Origin of the sequence: Thermovibrio guaymasensis, from assembly GCF_003633715.1 — a bacterium.
GTDB classification, from domain to species: Bacteria; Aquificota; Aquificia; order Desulfurobacteriales; family Desulfurobacteriaceae; genus Thermovibrio; species Thermovibrio guaymasensis.
In genome coordinates this window covers 612,627-631,211 of sequence record NZ_RBIE01000001.1, presented here as the reverse complement: position 1 = coordinate 631,211, position 18,585 = coordinate 612,627, and the positions used below count along the sequence as shown (strand labels likewise).

Below are 18,585 nucleotides of genomic sequence, written 5' to 3'. Positions count from 1 at the left end.
TCCTTAATTAAAGAAGGCCTTTTTCTTGAAGAATTTTCCTAACTTCAGGGTTCTCTTTAGCGTACTCCTTAAGCATATTAATAAACTCTTCCTCGTTAATCATCTTAATCCCTAACTTCTGAGCCCTTTGGTACTTTGAGCCAGGGTTCTTACCTACAACGACGAAACTGGTCCTACGAGTAACAGAGTTTGTCGGGTTTCCTCCAAGGAGCCCCACAATGTGCTGGGCCTCTTTCCTTGTAAAGTGGTCAAGCTCTCCGGTAAAGACGATATTTTGACCTGCAAGGGGTTTTGGGAGCTCCTGTTCTGCTTCCTCCTCAGGAGTCCTTTCAAACTTAAATCCTGCCTCTTCAAGGCGTTTAATCATCTCAATGTTCTGCTCGGCCTTAAAGAAGTTCTTTATACTGGTTGCGGTTATCGGGCCAATCCCGGGGATTGAGGCCAGAGTGGTAAAGTCTGCCTCCATAAGTTCCTTAATGTTCTTAAAGCGCTTGGCAAGGAGCTGGGCGGTCTTTTCACCGACGTGGCGAATTCCAAGGGCGGTTAACTTCTTCCAGAAGGGAGCTGATTTTGACTTCTCAATCTGCTCAAGAAGGTTTTGGGCCTTCTTAATTCCCCAACCGGGGAGCCTAATTAGATCTTTCTTATCAAGGTAGTATAGGTCTGCAATAGATTTAACGAGACCCTTCTTCATAAGCTGGTTTGCAGTTGCCTCTCCAAGCCCTTTAATATCAAGGACCTTTCCCCAGTAGATTAAGTGCTCCTTAAGCTGAGCTGGACAGTTAATGTTAGGACAACGGGGAACTGCCTCGTCAAGCTCTTTAACAATTGGAGCTCCACAAACAGGGCAGTGGGTTGGAACTTCTATTGGCTTCTCATCCCCTGTTCTCCTATCAACAACGGGACCAACTATGTAGGGAATTGTTTCACCAGCTCTCTCAACTATTACGTAGTCCCCAAGCCTTATATCCTTCATCCTGATAAAGTCTGGGTTAAAGAGCGTAGCCCTTGAGACTATTACCCCTCCGACCTCAACAGGTTCAAGGATTGCAACTGGAGTTAGAGCTCCTGTCCTTCCAACCTGCCAGACAACGTCAATAAGCTTAGTTACTGCCTGTTTTGCCGGGAACTTGTAGGCAACTGCCCAGCGGGGGTGGTGGAGGGTTTCTCCTAGCTTCTCCCAAGCGCAGGTATCGTTTACCTTTACAACCATTCCGTCGGCCTCAAAGTCCCAGCTCTCCCTCTCCTCTTGAGCCGCCAGAACTGTCTCTATCACTTCATCAATGCTTTTACAGATTTTTTGAATTGGAGGGGTTTTAAACCCACAGTTTGAAAGGAGTTCAAGGGCTCCCTTCTGAGTTCTTATATCCTCACACAGCCTCTTTGGCTCAGAGTGGAGGATCTGATAGACGTAACAGTCAAGGCCCCTCTTTGCAACCTCAGCAGGGTTCTTAAGCCGTATCGTTCCGGCTGCGGCGTTTCTAGGGTTTGCAAATGGAGTTAACCCCTTCCTTTCCCTCTCCTCGTTTAGCCTCTTAAAGACGCTCTTTGGCATTATGACTTCGCCTCGGACTGAGATAAGGTCTATACCGTACTTTGAAAAGGGAGCCCTTAAAGGAATAGACTTAATTGTCCTAAGGTTAACTGTAATGTCCTCGCCGTAAATTCCGTCTCCCCTGGTTGCACCCCGAACGAAGAGGTCGTTCTGGTAAACAAGCTCAACGCTTGCACCGTCAAACTTTGGCTCAACTATGTACTCAACTTCATCTACCCCCAGAAGCTCCTTAACCTTCCTATCCCACTCCCTTAAGTCCTCTGGAGAGTAGGTATTCTCAAGGGAAGTCATCTCTGCGTAGTGTTTTACCTTCTCAAACTCACCGGTAAAGGCGGGGGCAATCCTCTGGGTTGGAGAGTCTGGGGTAACTATTTCAGGGTGGGCCTCTTCAAGGTCCTTAAGTACATGGAAGAGCTTATCGTACTGGTAGTCTGAGATTACCGGATTTGCCTGAACGTAGTACTTATAGTCGTGGTAGCGGATTACCTTCCTCAACTTCTCTGCAATCTCTCTAGCCTCTTCTGTTGAGAGCTTTTTCCAGTAATCTTTCGTCTTACCTTCAATGAACTTAAGGAGTTCATCTGTAAGTTTCTGGAGCTCCCTCTCCTCCTGCTTTGTATACATCTTATCCCTCCCTTTTAAGACTAATTAAAGTATAGAACAATCCACTCAAAACAGTTAAGAGAGCGCTCAAAAATAAAAAGAGAGGAAAAGGAGTGGGCTCAAGGAGTTTAAACTTGAAGGCCGGGTAAGGGGAGCTCCTATCAATTCCTGAAAACCAAAGGGTTCCAAAACTGCTTTTGAAGGGGGAGTTGAAAGAGACTTTACCCTCTTCCCTTTTACCTCCCTCTTCAATAAAGACTTTCAGGTAAAAGCCTTTACTAGAGGGGAAAACCTCCTCAAGGGCAACTTTTTTACCCTCAAGCTCAACAAAAGTGCCGGGGTAGAGGTAGAAACTAAAAGTTTTAGAGGTTAAGGGAAAAAGCAAAACGAGAAAAGTTGAAAAGGCAAGGAAGGAGTGGAAAATTAGAGGAATAAACCGGTTAGAAATGGCACAGTAGAGGGTCTGAAGTGAAATAAGAAGAAGGGAAAGGAAAAGAGAAACAATTCCGAGCTTCAGGAGGGGCGGAAAGAGAGGAAATAAATAGGGAACTTCAAAAGAGTGGAGAATACCGCTGGAAAGTAAGAGGGAAGAAAAACCGGAGAGAAAAAAGGTAAAAACCAAAAAGGCGAAAAGTTTAACAGACCTAAAAACCATGGGTTCCTCCGAAGAGGTAGTTAACTCCAAGGTAAACAAAGAGAACAAGGGGTGCAAGGGCTACAGTAAAGTAGGGGATGAACCTTTTTAAAGAGGGTTCAAACTTTAAGTGGAGGGTCAAGGAAGCAAAGAGCCAAAGGAATAGGGAAAAGAAGGTTTTGGGCTCTAAAGGGAAAATGTCTCCCCAGGCAAGGTATGCCCAGATTCCGCCAAAGAAGAGGGATAGAATGAAAAGGTAGTGGCCGACAAGGAGGAGTTTTATGTAGGGGAGTTCCCGTCTAATTAAGGAGTAGAGAGCAAAGAGGGAGGAGAGAACGAAGAGAGTGTAAGAGAGAAAAGCCGTCCCAACGTGAAGGAAGAAGAGGGGAGTCCTCACTACCAGCGGGATTTCCCTAACTCCAGGGTTCACAAGTATTAGGGGAAGGGTTAGGAGAATGCCTAAAACGGACGTAGACCTACCGGCTTTAAGGAAGTAAGCAGAAACGAAAAAGAGGGAGGAGAAGAGGGAAATTGAGTCAAAGGGCGTAAAGAGGGGAGGATAGCCTACCTTAAAGCTCCTGTATACTAAAAGGCCTCCAAGTAGAAAACCGCTTAACAGGTGAATAAACCTAATTTCCCTAAACAAGTAAAGGACGTTTAGGGAGATAACCAAAGTAGGAATCAACCTTTCAACCATACTCCCTCCGATTTATATAATACTGTTAGTCTTAAAGAGCTCCGGAGGTAAAGGAATGAAAACGGCCGACATTACCTACAAGTTTAACAACTTAAGAACGGCAAAAGCCAAGGGAAGGATAAAGCTTTCCCCAGAAACAGTAAAACTAATTCTGGAAAAGAAAATCCCGAAAGGTGACGTCCTTTCAGCTTCCCAAATTGCAGGGATAATCGGTGCCAAAAAGACAGCCGACATAATGCCCTTCTGCCACCCCATACCTATTGATCACATTGAAGTTGAAACTAAAGTAGGGGAGGATTACGTAGAGGTTGAAGCAGAAGTTAGGGGAATCTGGAGAACAGGTTACGAAGTTGAAGCCATGAACGCCGTGATGATGGCACTACTTAACATCTTTGACATGTGTAAGGCCTTTGATAAGAACATGGTAATTGAGGGAGTTCAAGTAGTATCCAAGAGCGGAGGGAAGAGCGACTGGGCGGAAGACTTAACTGGCCTAACTGCTGCAGTCATAACTGTAAGCGACTCTGCCGCAAGGGGAGATAGGGAAGATAAAAGTGGCCCCTTGGCTGAGGAGATTTTAAAAGAGTTTGGGGCAGAGGTAATTGGAAGGAAAATAGTTCCAGATGACGTTAAAGAAATCCAAAGGGCAATAAGGGAGTTTGAGGAGAAAGGGGCTAACTTAATCGTTACCACCGGAGGAACGGGATTTAGCGAAAGGGACGTTACTCCGGAGGCTACAGAGCCCCTCTTAAAGAAGGAGATGATCGGTTTTGAAGAGGCTATGAGGGTATTGGGAGTAAAGTTTACCCCTAAAGCCATAATGAGTAGGGGAAAGGTTGGCTTTTTAAGTCCAAAGTGTATGGTCATAAACCTTCCAGGTTCTAGGAAGGCAGTTGAGCAGAACTTGAGGAGCTTTGCTCCCTTAATAAAACACGCCTTTAAGATGGCCCAAGGAGGTGGCCACTGATAACGGCAGCCGTTTTAGCCGGAGGGAAGAGCTCCCGCTTTGGCCAAAATAAGCTCATAGCTCCCCTTTTGGGGGAGCTCCTCCTTGAAAAAACGGTTAAATCGGCCCTATTGGTTGCAGATGAAGTCTTAATAGTTGGAAAAGGGGTAAAACCGAAAGAGTTTAAAGGGGCAAAGTGGATAGTAGAACCATTTACCGGCTACTCCCCTCTCTACGGAATCTTAACCGCACTTAAAGAGGCTAGGGGAGAAAGGGTTTTAATACTCCCGGGGGACTGCCCTTTAATAAGGACAGAGGTCTTAAGGCTTTTAACTGAGAAGGAACCTCCTGCATTCATAGAGAGGAACTACCTGTTTGCTGTTTTAAAAAAGGAAAACTTCCCGTTAGTTGAGGAGATGGTAAGGGAAGGAGTCCACAGGGTTAGGGAGCTCCACAGGAGGCTAAAGAGCAGGGAAATAAAGGTTAAAGAGGTAAAACTTTTTGACTTTAAAGGAGTAAGCTTTACAAACTTAAACTACTTTGACGAGTACAGAAACCTCTTTCTAGGGAGAGAAGATGAAAAAGCCAACGGCAGAGGAGCTGATTGAGAGGATTAAAGAGAGGGCAAAACCTGAAAACCTGGGAATGATTCTAATTCACAACGGAATCGTTAGGGGGAGCTCCAAAAAGGGAGAGAAGGTGAAGGGAATGGAGCTCTCAGTTGATAGGGAAAGGCTGAAAGACGTAGTAAGAGAGCTTGAGAGCAGAGAAGGAATAGAAGCGATAGAAGTATGGATAAATGAAGGGAAGTTAAAGGTTGGCGATGACATTATGCTGGTGGCTGTTGGAGGAAGGTTTAGGAAGGACGTCCTTCCCGCATTTGAAGACTTAATCAGGAAAATAAAGGAAGAGGTAGTGGTTGAGAAAGAAATTTAAGCCCACTCCAAAGGGAGAAAAAGTTGGCCTTAATTGAGCTTAAGGGCATTAGGAAAGTTTTTAAGCAGGGAGACTTAAACGTTGAAGTCCTAAAGGGAATAAACCTTAAGATAGAGGAAGGGGAATTTGTAGCCATAATGGGACCTTCAGGTTCTGGAAAGTCAACTTTAATGTATATACTAGGAGCCCTTGATAGACCTACTGAAGGTAAGTATTTCCTGAAAGGGATTGACGTTTTCTCACTCTCAGACTATAAGATTTCAAAACTGAGGGCAAAGTTTATAGGATTTGTATTCCAGTCCTTCTATTTAATTCCTTACCTATCAGTCCTAGATAACGTCTTGGTTCCGGTAGAGTACTTACCTAAAGAGGATAGGAAAGAGAGGTTTAAGGGGAAAAGCCCCGAAGGGAGGGCAAAGGAGCTCCTTGAAAGGCTTGGTATGGAAGAGAGGTTAAACTTTAAACCTAGCGAACTCTCAGGAGGTCAGAAGCAGAGGGTTGCAATCGCAAGGGCTCTAATGAACTACCCTGAAGTAATCCTTGCAGATGAGCCGACGGGACAGCTTGATAGCAAATCGGGAAAAAAAGTAATGGAAATTTTTAAGGAACTTAACAGGGAAGGAAAGACAATAGTTCTTGTAACCCACGACCCAACGGTTGCTTCGTACGCAGATAGAGTCATAAAGATAAGGGACGGAAAAGTAGAAGAATGAAGCTCTTTATACTGAAGGAACTAATCTCTTCTCTCCTTTACAGTAAAGTAAGGACTGTTTTCGGAGTTCTAGGAATCCTCTTCGGCGTTGTCTCTTTGGTTTTAATCGTAGCCGCCATTGAGGGGAGCTCCCTCCAGGCCAAAAAGGTAATAGAGAAACTCGGTCCCGACTCCGTTTTAATAATTTCAGGCTCGGTAAAGAGAGGACCTCGCTCCTCCTTTCAGAACTTAAGCCTAAAGGACGTTGCCCAGATTCAAAAACTTGAAGGAATATTTGCCCTAACCTACGGAATAGTAAAACCGACAATGATCTCAAACGGCGAAAATCCAAAGTTTTCGTCCGTCTTTGGAGTCGGGGAAAACTGGTTTACCTCGTGGAACTATAGGATTGAACTAGGAAGGGGATTTACAGAGGAAGACTTTAGGGAGCTAAGGAAAGTAGCAGTCGTAGGTCACGACGTTAGCGACTTCTTCTGGCCGGGGAAAAATCCAATCGGGAAAATTATCCTGGTGGGGAAAACTCCTCTAAAGGTGGTAGGAGTCTACGAGAAGAAGGGAAAAACTCCTAACGGACACAACCTTGACAACAGGCTCTTTACCCCCTATCGGGTCTTTGATAAAACGATAGAGAAAACTTACGATAAAGTGAGCGTCATAAGGTTTAGAGTATTAAACCTTAACGACTACGACAGAATCGTTGAGGAAACCAGGAAAATTTTACTTAGAAACCACAAACCTGATGAGTTTATGATAATAACTCCGGTTGTCGTAAAGAAGTTCCTCTCTATGCTTTCTGCCACTTTAGCCCTATTCCTAGGAATTGCCTCTTTAACTGCCCTCGTAGTCGGAGGCTTCGTCCTCTCCTCCATCTTCTACGTTAACGTTTACACGAGGGAGTGGGAAGTAGGACTGAGGAAAGCCCTTGGAGCTACGAAAAAGGAAGTTACGTACTTTTTCTTAAGTGAGTCTCTAATCGTAGCCGTAATCTCCTCAGTTGCAGGTTCTCTAATAGGAATCCTGGCGATTAAGTGGATTCTACCTAAACTTAACATTCCAGTAGTTTACCCGATTAAAGCCTTTATAATAGCTCCGCTGTTTGCAGTTGCAGTAAGCCTGTTTGCAGTTTACTTCCCCGCAAGGAAAGCAGCCGGATTTGAGCCTGTAAGAGCTTTGAGGAAAAAAGCATGAAGTTAAAGAGCTTAGTTAGCTACTTTAAAGAGAACAAGAAAAGGCTAATTCTCTCAATACTTGGAATAGCAATAGGGGTTTTCTCTCTATCCCTCATGATGGGAATAACCCAAGCGATGAAGTTAAAGGTGGAAAGGGCAATAGGAAAGTTAGGTTCCCGAGTTTTAGTAATCTTACCGGGGGAGGTTAAAAACCTCGGAGGTAGAACTGTTCAGCTCTCCTTCTACCCAACTCTAAAGGTTAAGGACGCAGAGGAGATAAAAAAGAAGTGCCCAGATGTGGAGGAGGTCTCCCCTTACAAGAAAGTTTCACCTAACGTCCACTACATGGGAAAGAGAATTACCGCCGAAGTATATGGAGTATGGCCTTCTTACTCAAAAATCGCAGACTACAAACCTATATGCGGAAGGTTTTTAAGTAAAGAAGACAACGAGGAAATTGCCCAAAGGGCGGTTCTGGGCTACGAGGTGGCAAAGAAGCTCTACGGTGAAGAGTGTCCAGTAGGGAAGGTTATATACCTCTTTAACGCCCCTTACAGAATTGTTGGAGTAATGGAAAAGAGGGGAACCGACCTAAGCGGAGAGAACCTTGATGAAAGGGTTTACATCCCTCTATCCTCGGCAGTTAAGAGGATTTCAAACGTTGACTACGTAGATGGAATATACTTACTGCCCTCTGAAGGAGCAGAAATTGAAAAAGTAAAGAGGGAAGTAGAAGAGTTCCTAATAAAAAGGCACGGAAAAAAGGACTTCAGCGTAAATAAATTTGAAGACTTAATTAATACGCAAAAACAGGCCATGGAGATCTTCTCAAAACTATCCCTCATAGTCTCTTCTATCTCCTTCGGAGTAGGAGCTCTAGGGATTCTCGGAGTAATGATCCTATCCGTCTACGAAAGGCTGGTGGAAATTGGAGTAAAGAGGACCTTTGGAGCAACCAGGCTGGAGATAGCCCTACAGTTCTTAATTGAATCAGTAGTTCTTTCCTTGATTGGAGGTATTGGGGGAGCTCTTCTTTCATCCCTAATCGTTTTAGCCGTTTCAACCTTTGCCGGTTGGGGCACGTTTGTTCCTTTAAGGGGAGCTCTTATATCGCTCCTTCTGGCTGGACTTGTAGGAACGATCTCCGGAGTTTACCCTGCTTTAAGGGCCTCATCCTTTGATCCAAAAGAGATACTGAAAGAAACCTAAGAAAAGCTAACAAACTCATTACTTCAAATCTCCTTATATAGGACAGGTTTTGTCCCTTTAAAGGTTTAACATCAGTAATTTAAAAGGAGGAGGGGATTATGAGGAACTATCAGAAAACTGTATTTACACCCTATCCGGAGCTCCTCACTTTCCTTGACAGGTTCTGTCCGATGTGCGGCTCACCTGTCTCACTTAAAAAGACCGGAAAATTAGAAGCCCTCGTTTGCACTAATCCTAAGTGCCCCTACTACCAGGTTAGAGAAAAAGGAAACAAGAAAGGGGAGGGAAGAGCTATTGAGTGCTAGGCTCCTCCTCAAAAAGCCCCTCTACGAACTCTTCAGGGTCAAAGGGACGGAGGTCCTCTATCTTCTCCCCAATTCCAACGAGCTTTATAGGAATCTTAAGCTCGTTGCAGATTGCAATTACTATTCCTCCCTTTGCCGTTCCGTCAAGCTTTGTAAGGGCTATTCCTGTAACGTCGGTTATCTCCTTAAAGGCCTTGGCTTGACTTATGGCGTTCTGACCCGTATTGGCATCAAGAACGAGAAGAATTTCAGCAGGTTGACCGGGAAACTCCCTTCCTATAACCTTCTTTATCTTGTGGATTTCCTTCATTAACCTCTCTTTATTGTGAAGCCTTCCGGCAGTGTCAACTATTAAAACGTCGTCCTCTTTGGCTTTTACACTCTGAATCGCATCATAGACAACGGCTGCTGGGTCCGTTCCTTCCGAAGCCTTAACTATTCTTACTCCAGCCCTATCGGCCCAGACTTCAAGCTGCTCAATCGCAGCTGCTCGGAAGGTGTCGGCAGCAGCAAGGACTACGGAGTATCCCCTGTCCTTTAACTGTTTTGCAAGCTTTCCGATGGTTGTAGTCTTTCCAACCCCGTTAACTCCAAGAACTAATATAACCGAAGGTTTCTCAGATAGGTTAATTTCACCCCTACAATTAACTAGAATCTCCTTTAACTTCTCCTTTAAAAGCTCAAGGAGCTGGTCGGAGCTCTTTAACTTCCTCTTTTTAGCCTCCCTCTTTAAGTAATCCACAAGCTCCATAGTTGCGTTAACTCCGACGTCGGCCAGAATTAACCTCTCCTCAAGTTCTTCAAAGAGGCTCTCATCTACCTTTCTTCCCCTAAAATCCGAAAGCCCAAGGGCGTCTCTGGTCTTTTTTAGTCCCTCTTTAAAAGTCTTTAAAATCCTTGAACCGGTTAATCCTAACTTCTCCTCAACTTCCCTCTTCTTAACAGTGTAGTCAAACTCGTACTCCTGAGGAACTTTACCCTCAAGCTCTTTGAAGACTTTGTAGGCGAATTCATAAAGCCCCTCCTTCATGTAAAGAAGGGCGATGTGGTAAGAAGAGAGGAAGGAGAGTAAAGGATTGGCCGAGTTCCTTGCCACATCGTAGAGGTTCCTTGCAGCTTGAAGGTTACCCCTGTACTCTTGGGCCATTCCTTCAAAGAATGAGGAATACTCCTTTCCAAGCTCCTTCTCTATCTTCTCAAGGTACGGTTCAAACTCCCTATAGATAACAAGGTTCTTTAAAGTCTTTGCTACTGAATCAACGAGCTCCCCACCGCTGTAGATAAGGGCATTATACAGGGCCTCTGGAGCCTCCTTTTCTCTTTCCTGGGCAAGCTTTAACCACTTTTCAGGTTGGTTGGGGTTTTTCTTGAGCTCCTCCTTTAAAGAGGGCTTCCTTCTAAAAAATCCAAACATCCACTACTCCTTCAGCTTGAGTTCACTAAAGAGTATAGGCAAAAAGGGGAAAAGGGCAACTTAGAAGCTGTTTGTAAGCTTTACGAGCCTACAGAGGAGCTCGTAGGGTTTACCTTCTTCCATTACAGAAATAGCCCTCCCTATCCCCTCCTCAACGGAGGAAACTGAACCTGCAGCAAGGAGGGCAAAGGCTGAGTTGAGGGCAACAACGTCCCTCTTTGCTCCCCTCTCCTCACCAGTTAAAACTCTCCTAACTATCTCCCTATTTTCCTCAAGGGTCTCACCTGCGAGAATCTCTGAGAGGGGAGCTCTCCTCAGACCAAAGTCCTCAGGGTTAACGATGTAACTCTTTATCTCTCCATTACTGAGCTCAGTTACTTTTGTACTTCCAGTTATCGTTATCTCATCTATTCCGTCCTTACCGTGAACTACAAAGGCCCTCTGAGAACCAAGTTTAGAAAGGACTTCCGCCAACTTTTCAGTCAACTCCTCAGAGTAAACTCCCATAAGTTGCCTCTTTGCACCTGCAGGATTTGTCAGAGGACCTAAAACGTTAAAAATCGTCCTTATTCCAAGCTCCCTGCGGGGACGAACGACGGAAGCCATCGCCGGATGGAACCTGGGAGCAAACATAAAACCGAAGTTAAGCTCCTCTATACACTTTGCAACCTGCTCAGGCGTCAAGTCTATCCTAACGCCAAAACTCTCCAAGATGTCTGCGCTACCACACCTGCTTGTTACAGAACGGTTGCCGTGCTTTGCAACAGGAACTCCGCAGGCAGCAACAACCAGAGCAACGGTTGTGGAAATGTTAAAGGTCCCCTTCTGATCCCCTCCGGTCCCACAGGTATCAACAAGTCTGCTCCTGATTTCCTCTGAAATGGGAACCCTGGTAGCCTTCTCCCTCATAACTGAGGCAGCTCCGGAAATCTCATCAACAGTCTCTCCTTTACACCTTAGAGAAACCAGAATACCGGCTATCTGAACGTCAGTTAGCTCCCCTTCCATTACCGATTTAAAGAGATCTTTACTCTCATCATAGGAAAGGTCTTGACCTTCAACGAGTCTGTTTAAGAGCTCTTTAAACTCCATACCCTCTCCAGTTGGCTGGTTTTGAAAATTTTAGCACTGCTGAACTTTTTTAAAAGTCCAGAGTTGACTTCCTCAAGACTTCTCACAGAAAACAGGTGAGAAGTACACGGGCAGTCAGAAGAGCCGAAAGAGGGTACGGGAGAGCCGAACTTAGAGATGAAGCCTGCAACTTCACACTCTACCCTTAAGTTAGGAATAACAACTGCAAGGAGGGGAGAGAAGTAAGGAGAAGTCGTTATAAAGTCAAGGTGCCAGTGCCTCTTTTTCTCCCTCTTAAGGTGGCGGTAAAGTCGGGACGGTATCCCTCCCGAACCAAAGGCAGAACCTACGTAGGCGTAAAGGCCGGGAAAGAGGAAAAACTCCTTTCCACTCCTCACTCTAAGATTTAACTCCTGAAGGATTAAAAACTCCAGGACGTAAGTTCCCTTTAACTTATCGGGCAACGGGCTAATGCTCCAACCTCCAGAGTATCTTCTCCTTCAATTAAGAACCTCCTATAACCTACGTAGGCAACCATAGCTCCGTTGTCAGAAGTGTACTCTAAGGGAGGAAGGTAGAGGTCAACATCAAGCTCCTTTAACCTTTCCCTCAGCAAGGAGTTTGCAGAAACTCCCCCTGAAACCGCAACCCTCCTTACTCCAGTTTCCTTTAAGGCCTTTTTAAGTTTACCTATTAGGTAAGAAACTGCAGTCTCCTGGAAGGAAGCGGCCACTTGCTCAGCCGGATAACCCTTTTCAACCAAACGTCTAACTGCAGTCTTTATTCCGCTAAAGCTGTAGTTGAAGCCCTTTACTTTAGGTTTTGGAAGCTCCAAGTACTTCCCATCATACTCCCTGTATAGCCTATCTATTACAGGTCCTCCTGGATAGCCAAGGCCGAGGAGCTTTGCAACCTTATCGTAGGCCTCTCCAACTGCATCATCAAGGGTCTTCCCAAGGAGACTGTAACTTCCAAACCCTTCAACTAAAACTATAAGGGTGTGACCTCCGCTTACAACGAGGGCAATAAAGGGGTACTCAGGTTCACTACCTATGAAGGGGGAGAAAATGTGGGCCTCTATGTGGTGAACGGCCTTAAAGGGAACAGATAGGCTGTAGGCAAGTCCTTTACCAAAAGTAAGTCCTACAAGGAGGGCAGGTAGAAGGCCTGGACGGTTTGTAACTGATATTAGATTTAAATCCTTAACTCCTACTCCAGCAACCTCCAAAGCCTCTTCAAAGACCAAGTCTATATTCTCAGCGTGTTTCCTTGCAGCAATTTCAGGGACAACTCCTCCGAACTCCCTATGAAAGGAGTACTGGGAAGAGACTATGTTTGATAGAACCCTATTCTCCTTAGCGTCGTAAACTGAAACAGAAGTGTCGTCACAGGAAGTATCTATACCTAAAACGAGCAACTACTCCTCCACAAATTTCTTTTTCAATTTTCAACCTTCTTTAAAACAATTACCTGATTTCTCAAACTCTTAACGGTATAGTTAAAGAACTCCCTCAAATCCCTGTACTCATCTGGAGGAACAATTCTCTTATTCAAAACCATCTTAGCCCTAAGGGTAAGGGTATCTCCCTTTTGAGTCCAGTTTAACTTCAGGAAACCCACTCTGTTTTTGAAAGTGAGGTCTTCCGGTTTAAAGAGGAGTTTATAACCTGATGGGAGCTTTACCGAAGACACAACTTCTTTCTCCATCTTATACCCGACTACGAAGGGGTACTTCCTCTCCTTTGCAGCAACGAGGGAAACTATGCGGCTAAAGTCGGGAGACGGGAACTTGGCAAGGAGAGTGTGGGATGTTATAGTCCCGTAAGAGCTATCTTTCCCCTCAATCTCTATAAAAACGTCCGGAACGTTCAAGTCCCTGTAGTTTGAGATTTTGAACTTATCAACGTTAAATCCGGGAGAAACCTTTGATGCAAGCTCATCAACGTGCCTTCTTATCTGGAGAGGAGTCATTTCAGAAAGTCTTGCCCTCTCTATCACTGAGTAAATTCCGGTGTAAGTAAACTTAAAGTTCCCCCTTAGAGCTCCAAAGGGCAAAAGTTTAAATCTACCTGAAAAGCCCTCAACGTTTGCAGAGGGAGGGTAAACAGGAGTTTCCTCTAAAAACCCTTTGGAAGAATCTACGTCAACTAAAAGAGTTGTCCTTCCCTGATCAGAAGGGGGAAGGTAGCCAAAAGGAACGTAGTCGGAAGTCGTATCAAGGAAGAGGAGTTTACCCTTCCACTTTATAGCAGCAATTTCGTGGTTAAAGGCCGTAGGCATCGGCATTTCAGGGTCCGTGTTGGCCTTTGAGAGAGTAGGAATCAGAACGGGATATCCCTTAACTCCTATCACTTTAAGCATTGACACTAAGAGAGTAGCGTGGTCCTTACAGTCTCCGTAGCGGTTCCTTAAAACTTCTCCCGCCCTGTGGGGTTTATAACCGTTTATTCCAAACTCCATTCCAACGTAGCGTATATTCTGGGAAACAAAGTTGTAGATTGCCCTAATCTTCTCCTCTAAAGTCTTCTTGTCTTTCGTTAACTCAAGGGCAGTTTCTCTCACCAATTTATCTGGCTTAAGGGACTCACGGGCAAGGTCTGAGTACCACTTTGCAACATCATCCCAGCTCTTAATAGAGGTTATAGATACCTTCTTCGCAATCTCGCCGTAAGGGGGCATATTCCTCTCTTTGTGGATTGGAGGGACGTTGTGAAGCTCCCACTTTAAAACTGTGTAATTCTTTCCTTCCTCTACTTTCGGCTTTCCTTCATCTCCCTCCATATGGTAGGCCTTGTACTTGTAGTAGTGGCCTTTAGGAATGTAAGCAGTAAAAGTTGCCTCTTTAACGGGAAAGAAGTCCTGAAAGTAATTTGTAGTCCAGAAGTTATTTTTCATGTAGGGTTTAAAGGTCTCAAGCTCATAGGCATACTTAACAATGGAACCTGGAGAGACTGCAGGCATAGATATCGTCTGATACTTTAAATCTGAGTAAATAGGAGCCTCTGAGACAAAGGGAGGGTAAACGATGTTAAAGGCCTTTTTGTTAGGCTTAACGACCTTACCGCTGGGAGTAACTGTATAGGCGTAGAGGATTTTAAGTCTCTGGTGTTCTGTTGAAAAGGGTATAACTACTTCTCCAAACTCCTTTATCCCTCTCTTATCAAGTATCTTAACTGCCTTCTCTTCCCTCCAAATGCTCCTTCCATTGGGAAAGAACTTTACAGAACACTTGTCGTACAGAACCTCAGCTCCAAACTCTCCGGCAAAGGAAAGGAGAGGGAAAAGAACAACAAAAAGGGCGATTAGAAGCCGTCTCTTTAACATCTTTCCTCCTTAAAGGGCAATTCCCTCCTCTCTAACTGCTCTCTCTATCATCTCTATTATCCTATCTATTAACTCTTCACTGTCGGCCTCAACCATTATCCTGAGTAGAGGTTCCGTCCCGGAGTAACGGACTAGAACCCTCCCCCTTCCTTCTAGCTCCTTTTGTGCCTCTTTAATTGCACTCTGGAGCTTCTCTAAACTCTCAATTGGTGGTTTTTCCTTAACCCTAACGTTTCTGAGCTTTTGAGGGTAGAGTTCTATCTGTGAAACTATCTCACTTAAAGGTTTACGGAGGGACTTAACGAGGGATGCAACAACTAAAGAGGTTAAAATTCCGTCTCCGGTAGGTAGGTAATCCCTCAGTATTATGTGGCCTGACTGCTCGCCGCCTACGAGAGCTCCCACCTCCTCCATCTTCTCAGAGACCAACCTGTCACCTACTCCCGTCCTGTGAAGCCTTAGACCGAGCTTTTCAAGGAAAAGCTCTAAACCAACGTTACTCATAACGGTAGCAACAACGTCTTTACATCTGTCGCCATAGTGGGCCGCCAAAAGGCCTATTAACTTATCCCCATCAACGACGTTTCCCTTTTCATCTACGGCCACACACCTATCTCCATCTCCATCGTAGGCAAAGCCCAACTGAAGGTTAAGCTCTTTAACTTTCTGGGCTAAAAGTTCAGGGTGGAGAGCTCCGCAGCCGTCATTTATGTTCTTACCGTCAGGTTCGGCGTTGAAGACGAAGACTTTAGCGCCTAAAGAGCTAAAGACTTCAGGGGCTATCTGGAAAGTTGCGCCGTTTGCACAGTCAAGGCCAACCTTGAGGCCCGCCAAGTAACGGCTCGCACTTTCAAGGAACTTCTTGTAGGCTTCAACTAAGTTATAACCGTCAAAGACCATTCCGATTTCCGAAGGCTCCGCTTTAGGGAGTTCGTACTTATTAAAGACTACAAGCTCTAATCCTCCCTCTTCTGCCTCGGAGAACTTCTTCCCTTCACAGTTAAAGAACTTTAAACCGTTATACTCGTAAGGATTGTGTGAGGCTGAAACCATCACTCCGCCGGAAAAGAAGCCTTCCCCAATCAAGAAAGAGATAGCAGGAGTCGGAACTACTCCAACATCAACAACATCAACTCCAGCAGAAGTTAAACCGCTTATCAGAGCAGCCTTTATCATATCTGAGGAGAGGCGAGTATCCTTACCTACAACGACTGTATGCCTCTTTTCTGGGTACTTTGATTTAAGGTAAAAACCGTAGGAGAAACCGATCTTCTGAACCATTTCAGGAGTAAGGGGAAACTTATTTGCTATTCCCCTTATTCCGTCCGTCCCAAAGAGCTTCCTTTTCACCTTCATTCTCTCCTCCACTCTTTACTACAACCTTTACCTTCTTAGGCTCAGTTTGGAACTTTGAGCTGAGGGGAACTACAAACTCAGCAGGCAATTTTACTCCTTTTAGGTCAACTTCCTCCGTCTCTACAGATATCGGTATTTCCTTGAGCTCTTCAGGAAGTGAAATAATGGCATAGTTGGGGTGAAGTTCTAAACGAACCCCTTTGGGCAAATTCTTCAACTTAGCCACGACCGGAACAGTAACTAGGACCAGCTTCTCAACCTTCACTTCAATCTCAGAAGGCTTTACTCTCTTTATCCTTACAGAAGATCCCAAGTTGAAGTCATCCTTGTTCAACTTTACTCTTACCCAACCATTCTCCTTGGCCAACTCAGGAGGAAGTTTAAAGTAAACCTCTTTAAGCTCCTTTAACCTTACCAGCTCCTTTCGGTAGCCTTCAACGAGGAAGGTTAATTTCTTAGGAGTATAGTCTATAACCCTGTAATTTCCAGTAGCAATAGGCTTAATCTCCAGCCTTACGGTAGTTTCAGTAACTTCCTTGTTAGTAGCCAAAAACCAGAAGAGAACTGCAAAGATTAAAGAAAGAACCTTATAGTGAAGGTTCCTAAGGAAAAACTCACTAAACCTCTTCATCAGATTTCCTCAAAAGGTCGAAGTTAAACTTTCTCCTCTCCACTCTCTTAACCAGAAGACCTTTGAGAACCTTCTTAAGTTTAGACGGATCAAGGTTCTTAATTAACTTTCCAGAGTAGGAAATAGAGATAGCTCCTGTTTCCTCAGAAACGACAACTGCTACTGCATCGGTCTCTTCAGTTATGCCTATTGCTGCCCTGTGGCGGGTTCCTACAGTTTGGGGAAGGTTAGGGTTTAACGTGAGGGGCAGGAAGGCACCAGACTTATAGATCCTGTCCTTCCTAATTATTGTAGCTCCATCGTGAAGGGGAGTTCCCGGCCAAAAGAGCGTAACCAGAAGTTCTTTACTCACCTTACCGTCAATGAAAGTCCCGGATTCAACGTAGTTATCAAGGTTAACTTCCCTCTCAACTACTATTAGAGCTCCAATCCTATCTTCAGACATCGTCGCACAGGCCCTAACTATCTCCTCAATTACCCTCTCAGCCTCCTCTTCAGATGTAAAGATTCCAAACTGCTTCTCTCCAATCCTTGCAAGAATTCTCCTTATTTCAGGCTGAAAGATAACGATGAGTGCGAAAATGCCGATCGTTAACAGGTTATTGAATATGAAAGAAAGGGTGTAGAGGTGGAACAACTTAGCAACTGCAGATAAAAGGAGAACCACCATAAGGCCTATTAAGATCTGAACAGCCCTAGTCTGGGATAGGTAGATGAAAACCCTATAGGTAAGAAAAGCAACAACGAGAATATCAACGATGTCCCAGAAAGTTACCTTAGGAATAAAATTCAGCACTTAGCCCTCTCAACTTCGTAAAGGAGTTTTAGGAAATCGTAAGTCTCCTTTACGTCGTGAACCCTAAAAATTTTCGCCCCTCTATAAAAAGCAGGAGCTATTGCTCCAAGGCTTCCCGCTAGTCTATCTTCAGGATTCTCAACTCCAGTAATTGCTCCTATAAAGCTTTTCCTTGAAGCTCCTATTAGAAGGGGAAGGCCAAAAACTCTGAACTCCGAGAACCTCTTTAAAATGCAGAGGTTATCCTCAATTAACCTTTTTCCAAAGCCTATTCCTGGGTCAAGGATAATTTTATCCCTACTTACCCCTCTCTCAAGCGCAAAGGAAATTCTCTCCTCAAAGAAATCGCATATCTCAGAAACTACGTCCTCGTAGTGGGGATTCTTCTGCATATCTCTTGGTGTTCCCTTCATGTGCATAATTACAACCGGACATCCGAAGGAGGAGACAACCTCGGCCATCTTTGGATCAAACCTTAAGGCGCTTACGTCGTTAACCATATCTGCTCCTTCAAGGAGGGCTTGACGGGCAACTTCAGCTTTATAGGTATCAATGGAAATAAAGAAGTTATCTCCCAATTTCTTCCTTATCTCCCTTATAACAGGAATAACCCTCCTTAACTCCTCCTCAAGGGGAACTGGAGGAGCCCCCGGCCTGGTTGACTCCCCACCGACATCAACGATCTTACCGCCTTGAGAGATTATCTCCTCAGCCCTTTTAACTGCTGAATCAAGGGAAGTGTATTTCCCGCCATCAGAAAAAGAATCTGGAGTAGCGTTTAAAATCCCCATAACAACGGGCTCAGAGAGGGGAAGCTCCTTTCCCCTATAGGAGAGGATGAAAGAGTCCTTTAGGTAGTTCTTTAAAGTTTCCCTTAACTTTAAAGAGAGCTTCCTCAAACCGAAGGGTTGTTTCTCCAACTTCTCAGTTAACTTATCAAGCTCTCTACCGTTTACAACGAGCAAAACCTTCCAGTAGCCCTTTTCAAAGGAAGATGCCTTCCTCGGAACGGCACAGTCACCACCGACAGAAATTGCGTCCTGCTTTAAAATGTTGGCAGCCCTCGTATCAACCCCGTCTAATTCAAATAAGAAAACTTTTCCCTTTGACGAGAGGATCTCGGCCCCTTGAGTAGTATTGCCCAAAGATAGGAGATACTCCTTTAAAGAAGCCTTGTCTTTAAACTCCTTTACTCTTACCTTCACTTTTAGCCAACTCCTTTTCTCG

At 44.7% G+C, this 18,585-nt stretch carries 19 protein-coding genes; 7 read left to right on the top strand and 12 right to left on the bottom strand.

The window, feature by feature from the left end; genetic code table 11:
- Positions 1–7 precede the first annotated feature (7 nt).
- Genes ligA through ccsA form a run of 3 tightly spaced genes read right to left on the bottom strand, consistent with a single transcriptional unit; the run spans position 8 to position 3,489 of the window.
- A complete protein-coding gene (gene ligA, locus C7457_RS03390) occupies positions 8–2,179 on the bottom strand; it encodes an NAD-dependent DNA ligase LigA (protein WP_121170032.1) in 2,172 nt (723 codons plus the stop codon).
- 1 nt (position 2,180) lies between these two features.
- Entirely contained in the window at positions 2,181–2,813 is a 633-nt protein-coding gene (locus tag C7457_RS03385) for a hypothetical protein (RefSeq protein WP_121170031.1), read from the bottom strand.
- Positions 2,803–3,489 (bottom strand): cytochrome c biogenesis protein CcsA, encoded by a 687-nt coding sequence (ccsA, locus tag C7457_RS03380; RefSeq protein ID WP_121170030.1) that lies wholly within the window; start codon positions 3,487–3,489, stop codon positions 2,803–2,805. The genes C7457_RS03385 and ccsA overlap by 11 nt, the downstream gene beginning before the upstream one ends.
- 55 nt (positions 3,490–3,544) lie before the next feature.
- Between ccsA and moaCB the strand changes: the two genes are divergently transcribed.
- The 7 genes from moaCB to C7457_RS03345 all read left to right on the top strand — a co-directional run bounded on the left by moaCB (position 3,545) and on the right by C7457_RS03345 (position 8,766).
- Complete coding sequence (gene moaCB / locus C7457_RS03375) at positions 3,545–4,456, top strand: bifunctional molybdenum cofactor biosynthesis protein MoaC/MoaB (protein ID WP_121170029.1); 912 nt, start codon at positions 3,545–3,547, stop codon at positions 4,454–4,456.
- Positions 4,453–5,043: an NTP transferase domain-containing protein gene (gene mobA / locus C7457_RS03370; RefSeq protein ID WP_121170028.1), complete on the top strand. Its 591-nt coding sequence runs from the start codon at positions 4,453–4,455 to the stop codon at positions 5,041–5,043. Before moaCB ends, mobA begins: the two co-directional genes overlap by 4 nt.
- On the top strand, positions 5,012–5,371 hold the full coding sequence (locus C7457_RS03365) for a molybdenum cofactor biosynthesis protein MoaE (RefSeq protein WP_121170027.1): 360 nt from the start codon (positions 5,012–5,014) through the stop codon (positions 5,369–5,371). Before mobA ends, C7457_RS03365 begins: the two co-directional genes overlap by 32 nt.
- 23 nt (positions 5,372–5,394) lie before the next feature.
- The gene (locus tag C7457_RS03360; RefSeq protein ID WP_121170026.1) at positions 5,395–6,084 is read left to right on the top strand and encodes an ABC transporter ATP-binding protein; all 690 of its coding nucleotides are present in this window, start codon (positions 5,395–5,397) and stop codon (positions 6,082–6,084) included.
- On the top strand, positions 6,081–7,271 hold the full coding sequence (locus tag C7457_RS03355) for an ABC transporter permease (RefSeq protein WP_121170025.1): 1,191 nt from the start codon (positions 6,081–6,083) through the stop codon (positions 7,269–7,271). Before C7457_RS03360 ends, C7457_RS03355 begins: the two co-directional genes overlap by 4 nt.
- Positions 7,268–8,461 (top strand): ABC transporter permease, encoded by a 1,194-nt coding sequence (locus C7457_RS03350; protein WP_121170024.1) that lies wholly within the window; start codon positions 7,268–7,270, stop codon positions 8,459–8,461. The genes C7457_RS03355 and C7457_RS03350 overlap by 4 nt, the downstream gene beginning before the upstream one ends.
- 98 nt (positions 8,462–8,559) lie before the next feature.
- Positions 8,560–8,766 carry a hypothetical protein gene (locus C7457_RS03345; RefSeq protein ID WP_121170023.1) on the top strand — a complete coding sequence of 69 codons (207 nt, stop codon included), beginning with the start codon at positions 8,560–8,562 and terminating at the stop codon, positions 8,764–8,766.
- Here C7457_RS03345 and ftsY read toward each other — a convergent pair.
- From ftsY to folP, 9 genes are read right to left on the bottom strand one after another with little or no spacing between them, the layout of a single operon-like run.
- Positions 8,753–10,180 carry a signal recognition particle-docking protein FtsY gene (gene ftsY, locus C7457_RS03340; protein WP_121170022.1) on the bottom strand — a complete coding sequence of 476 codons (1,428 nt, stop codon included), beginning with the start codon at positions 10,178–10,180 and terminating at the stop codon, positions 8,753–8,755. The two genes, C7457_RS03345 and ftsY, sit on opposite strands and share 14 nt — an antisense overlap.
- Positions 10,181–10,240: 60 nt before the next feature.
- A complete protein-coding gene (gene trpD / locus C7457_RS03335; RefSeq protein ID WP_121170021.1) occupies positions 10,241–11,272 on the bottom strand; it encodes an anthranilate phosphoribosyltransferase in 1,032 nt (343 codons plus the stop codon).
- Entirely contained in the window at positions 11,251–11,715 is a 465-nt protein-coding gene (locus C7457_RS03330; RefSeq protein WP_170137340.1) for a GIY-YIG nuclease family protein, read from the bottom strand. Before C7457_RS03330 ends, trpD begins: the two co-directional genes overlap by 22 nt.
- A complete protein-coding gene (tsaD, locus tag C7457_RS03325) occupies positions 11,700–12,668 on the bottom strand; it encodes a tRNA (adenosine(37)-N6)-threonylcarbamoyltransferase complex transferase subunit TsaD (protein WP_121170019.1) in 969 nt (322 codons plus the stop codon). The genes C7457_RS03330 and tsaD overlap by 16 nt, the downstream gene beginning before the upstream one ends.
- 23 nt (positions 12,669–12,691) lie before the next feature.
- Entirely contained in the window at positions 12,692–14,575 is a 1,884-nt protein-coding gene (locus tag C7457_RS03320) for a DUF3857 domain-containing protein (RefSeq protein ID WP_121170018.1), read from the bottom strand.
- 9 nt (positions 14,576–14,584) lie between these two features.
- Positions 14,585–15,931, bottom strand: coding sequence for a phosphoglucosamine mutase (gene glmM / locus C7457_RS03315; protein WP_121170017.1), 1,347 nt, complete (start codon positions 15,929–15,931; stop codon positions 14,585–14,587).
- On the bottom strand, positions 15,876–16,562 hold the full coding sequence (locus C7457_RS03310; protein WP_121170016.1) for a YbbR-like domain-containing protein: 687 nt from the start codon (positions 16,560–16,562) through the stop codon (positions 15,876–15,878). Before C7457_RS03310 ends, glmM begins: the two co-directional genes overlap by 56 nt.
- Positions 16,549–17,358 (bottom strand): diadenylate cyclase CdaA, encoded by an 810-nt coding sequence (gene cdaA, locus C7457_RS03305; RefSeq protein ID WP_121170015.1) that lies wholly within the window; start codon positions 17,356–17,358, stop codon positions 16,549–16,551. The genes C7457_RS03310 and cdaA overlap by 14 nt, the downstream gene beginning before the upstream one ends.
- On the bottom strand, positions 17,352–18,563 hold the full coding sequence (folP, locus tag C7457_RS03300) for a dihydropteroate synthase (RefSeq protein WP_121170014.1): 1,212 nt from the start codon (positions 18,561–18,563) through the stop codon (positions 17,352–17,354). Before folP ends, cdaA begins: the two co-directional genes overlap by 7 nt.
- Positions 18,564–18,585 lie beyond the last annotated feature (22 nt).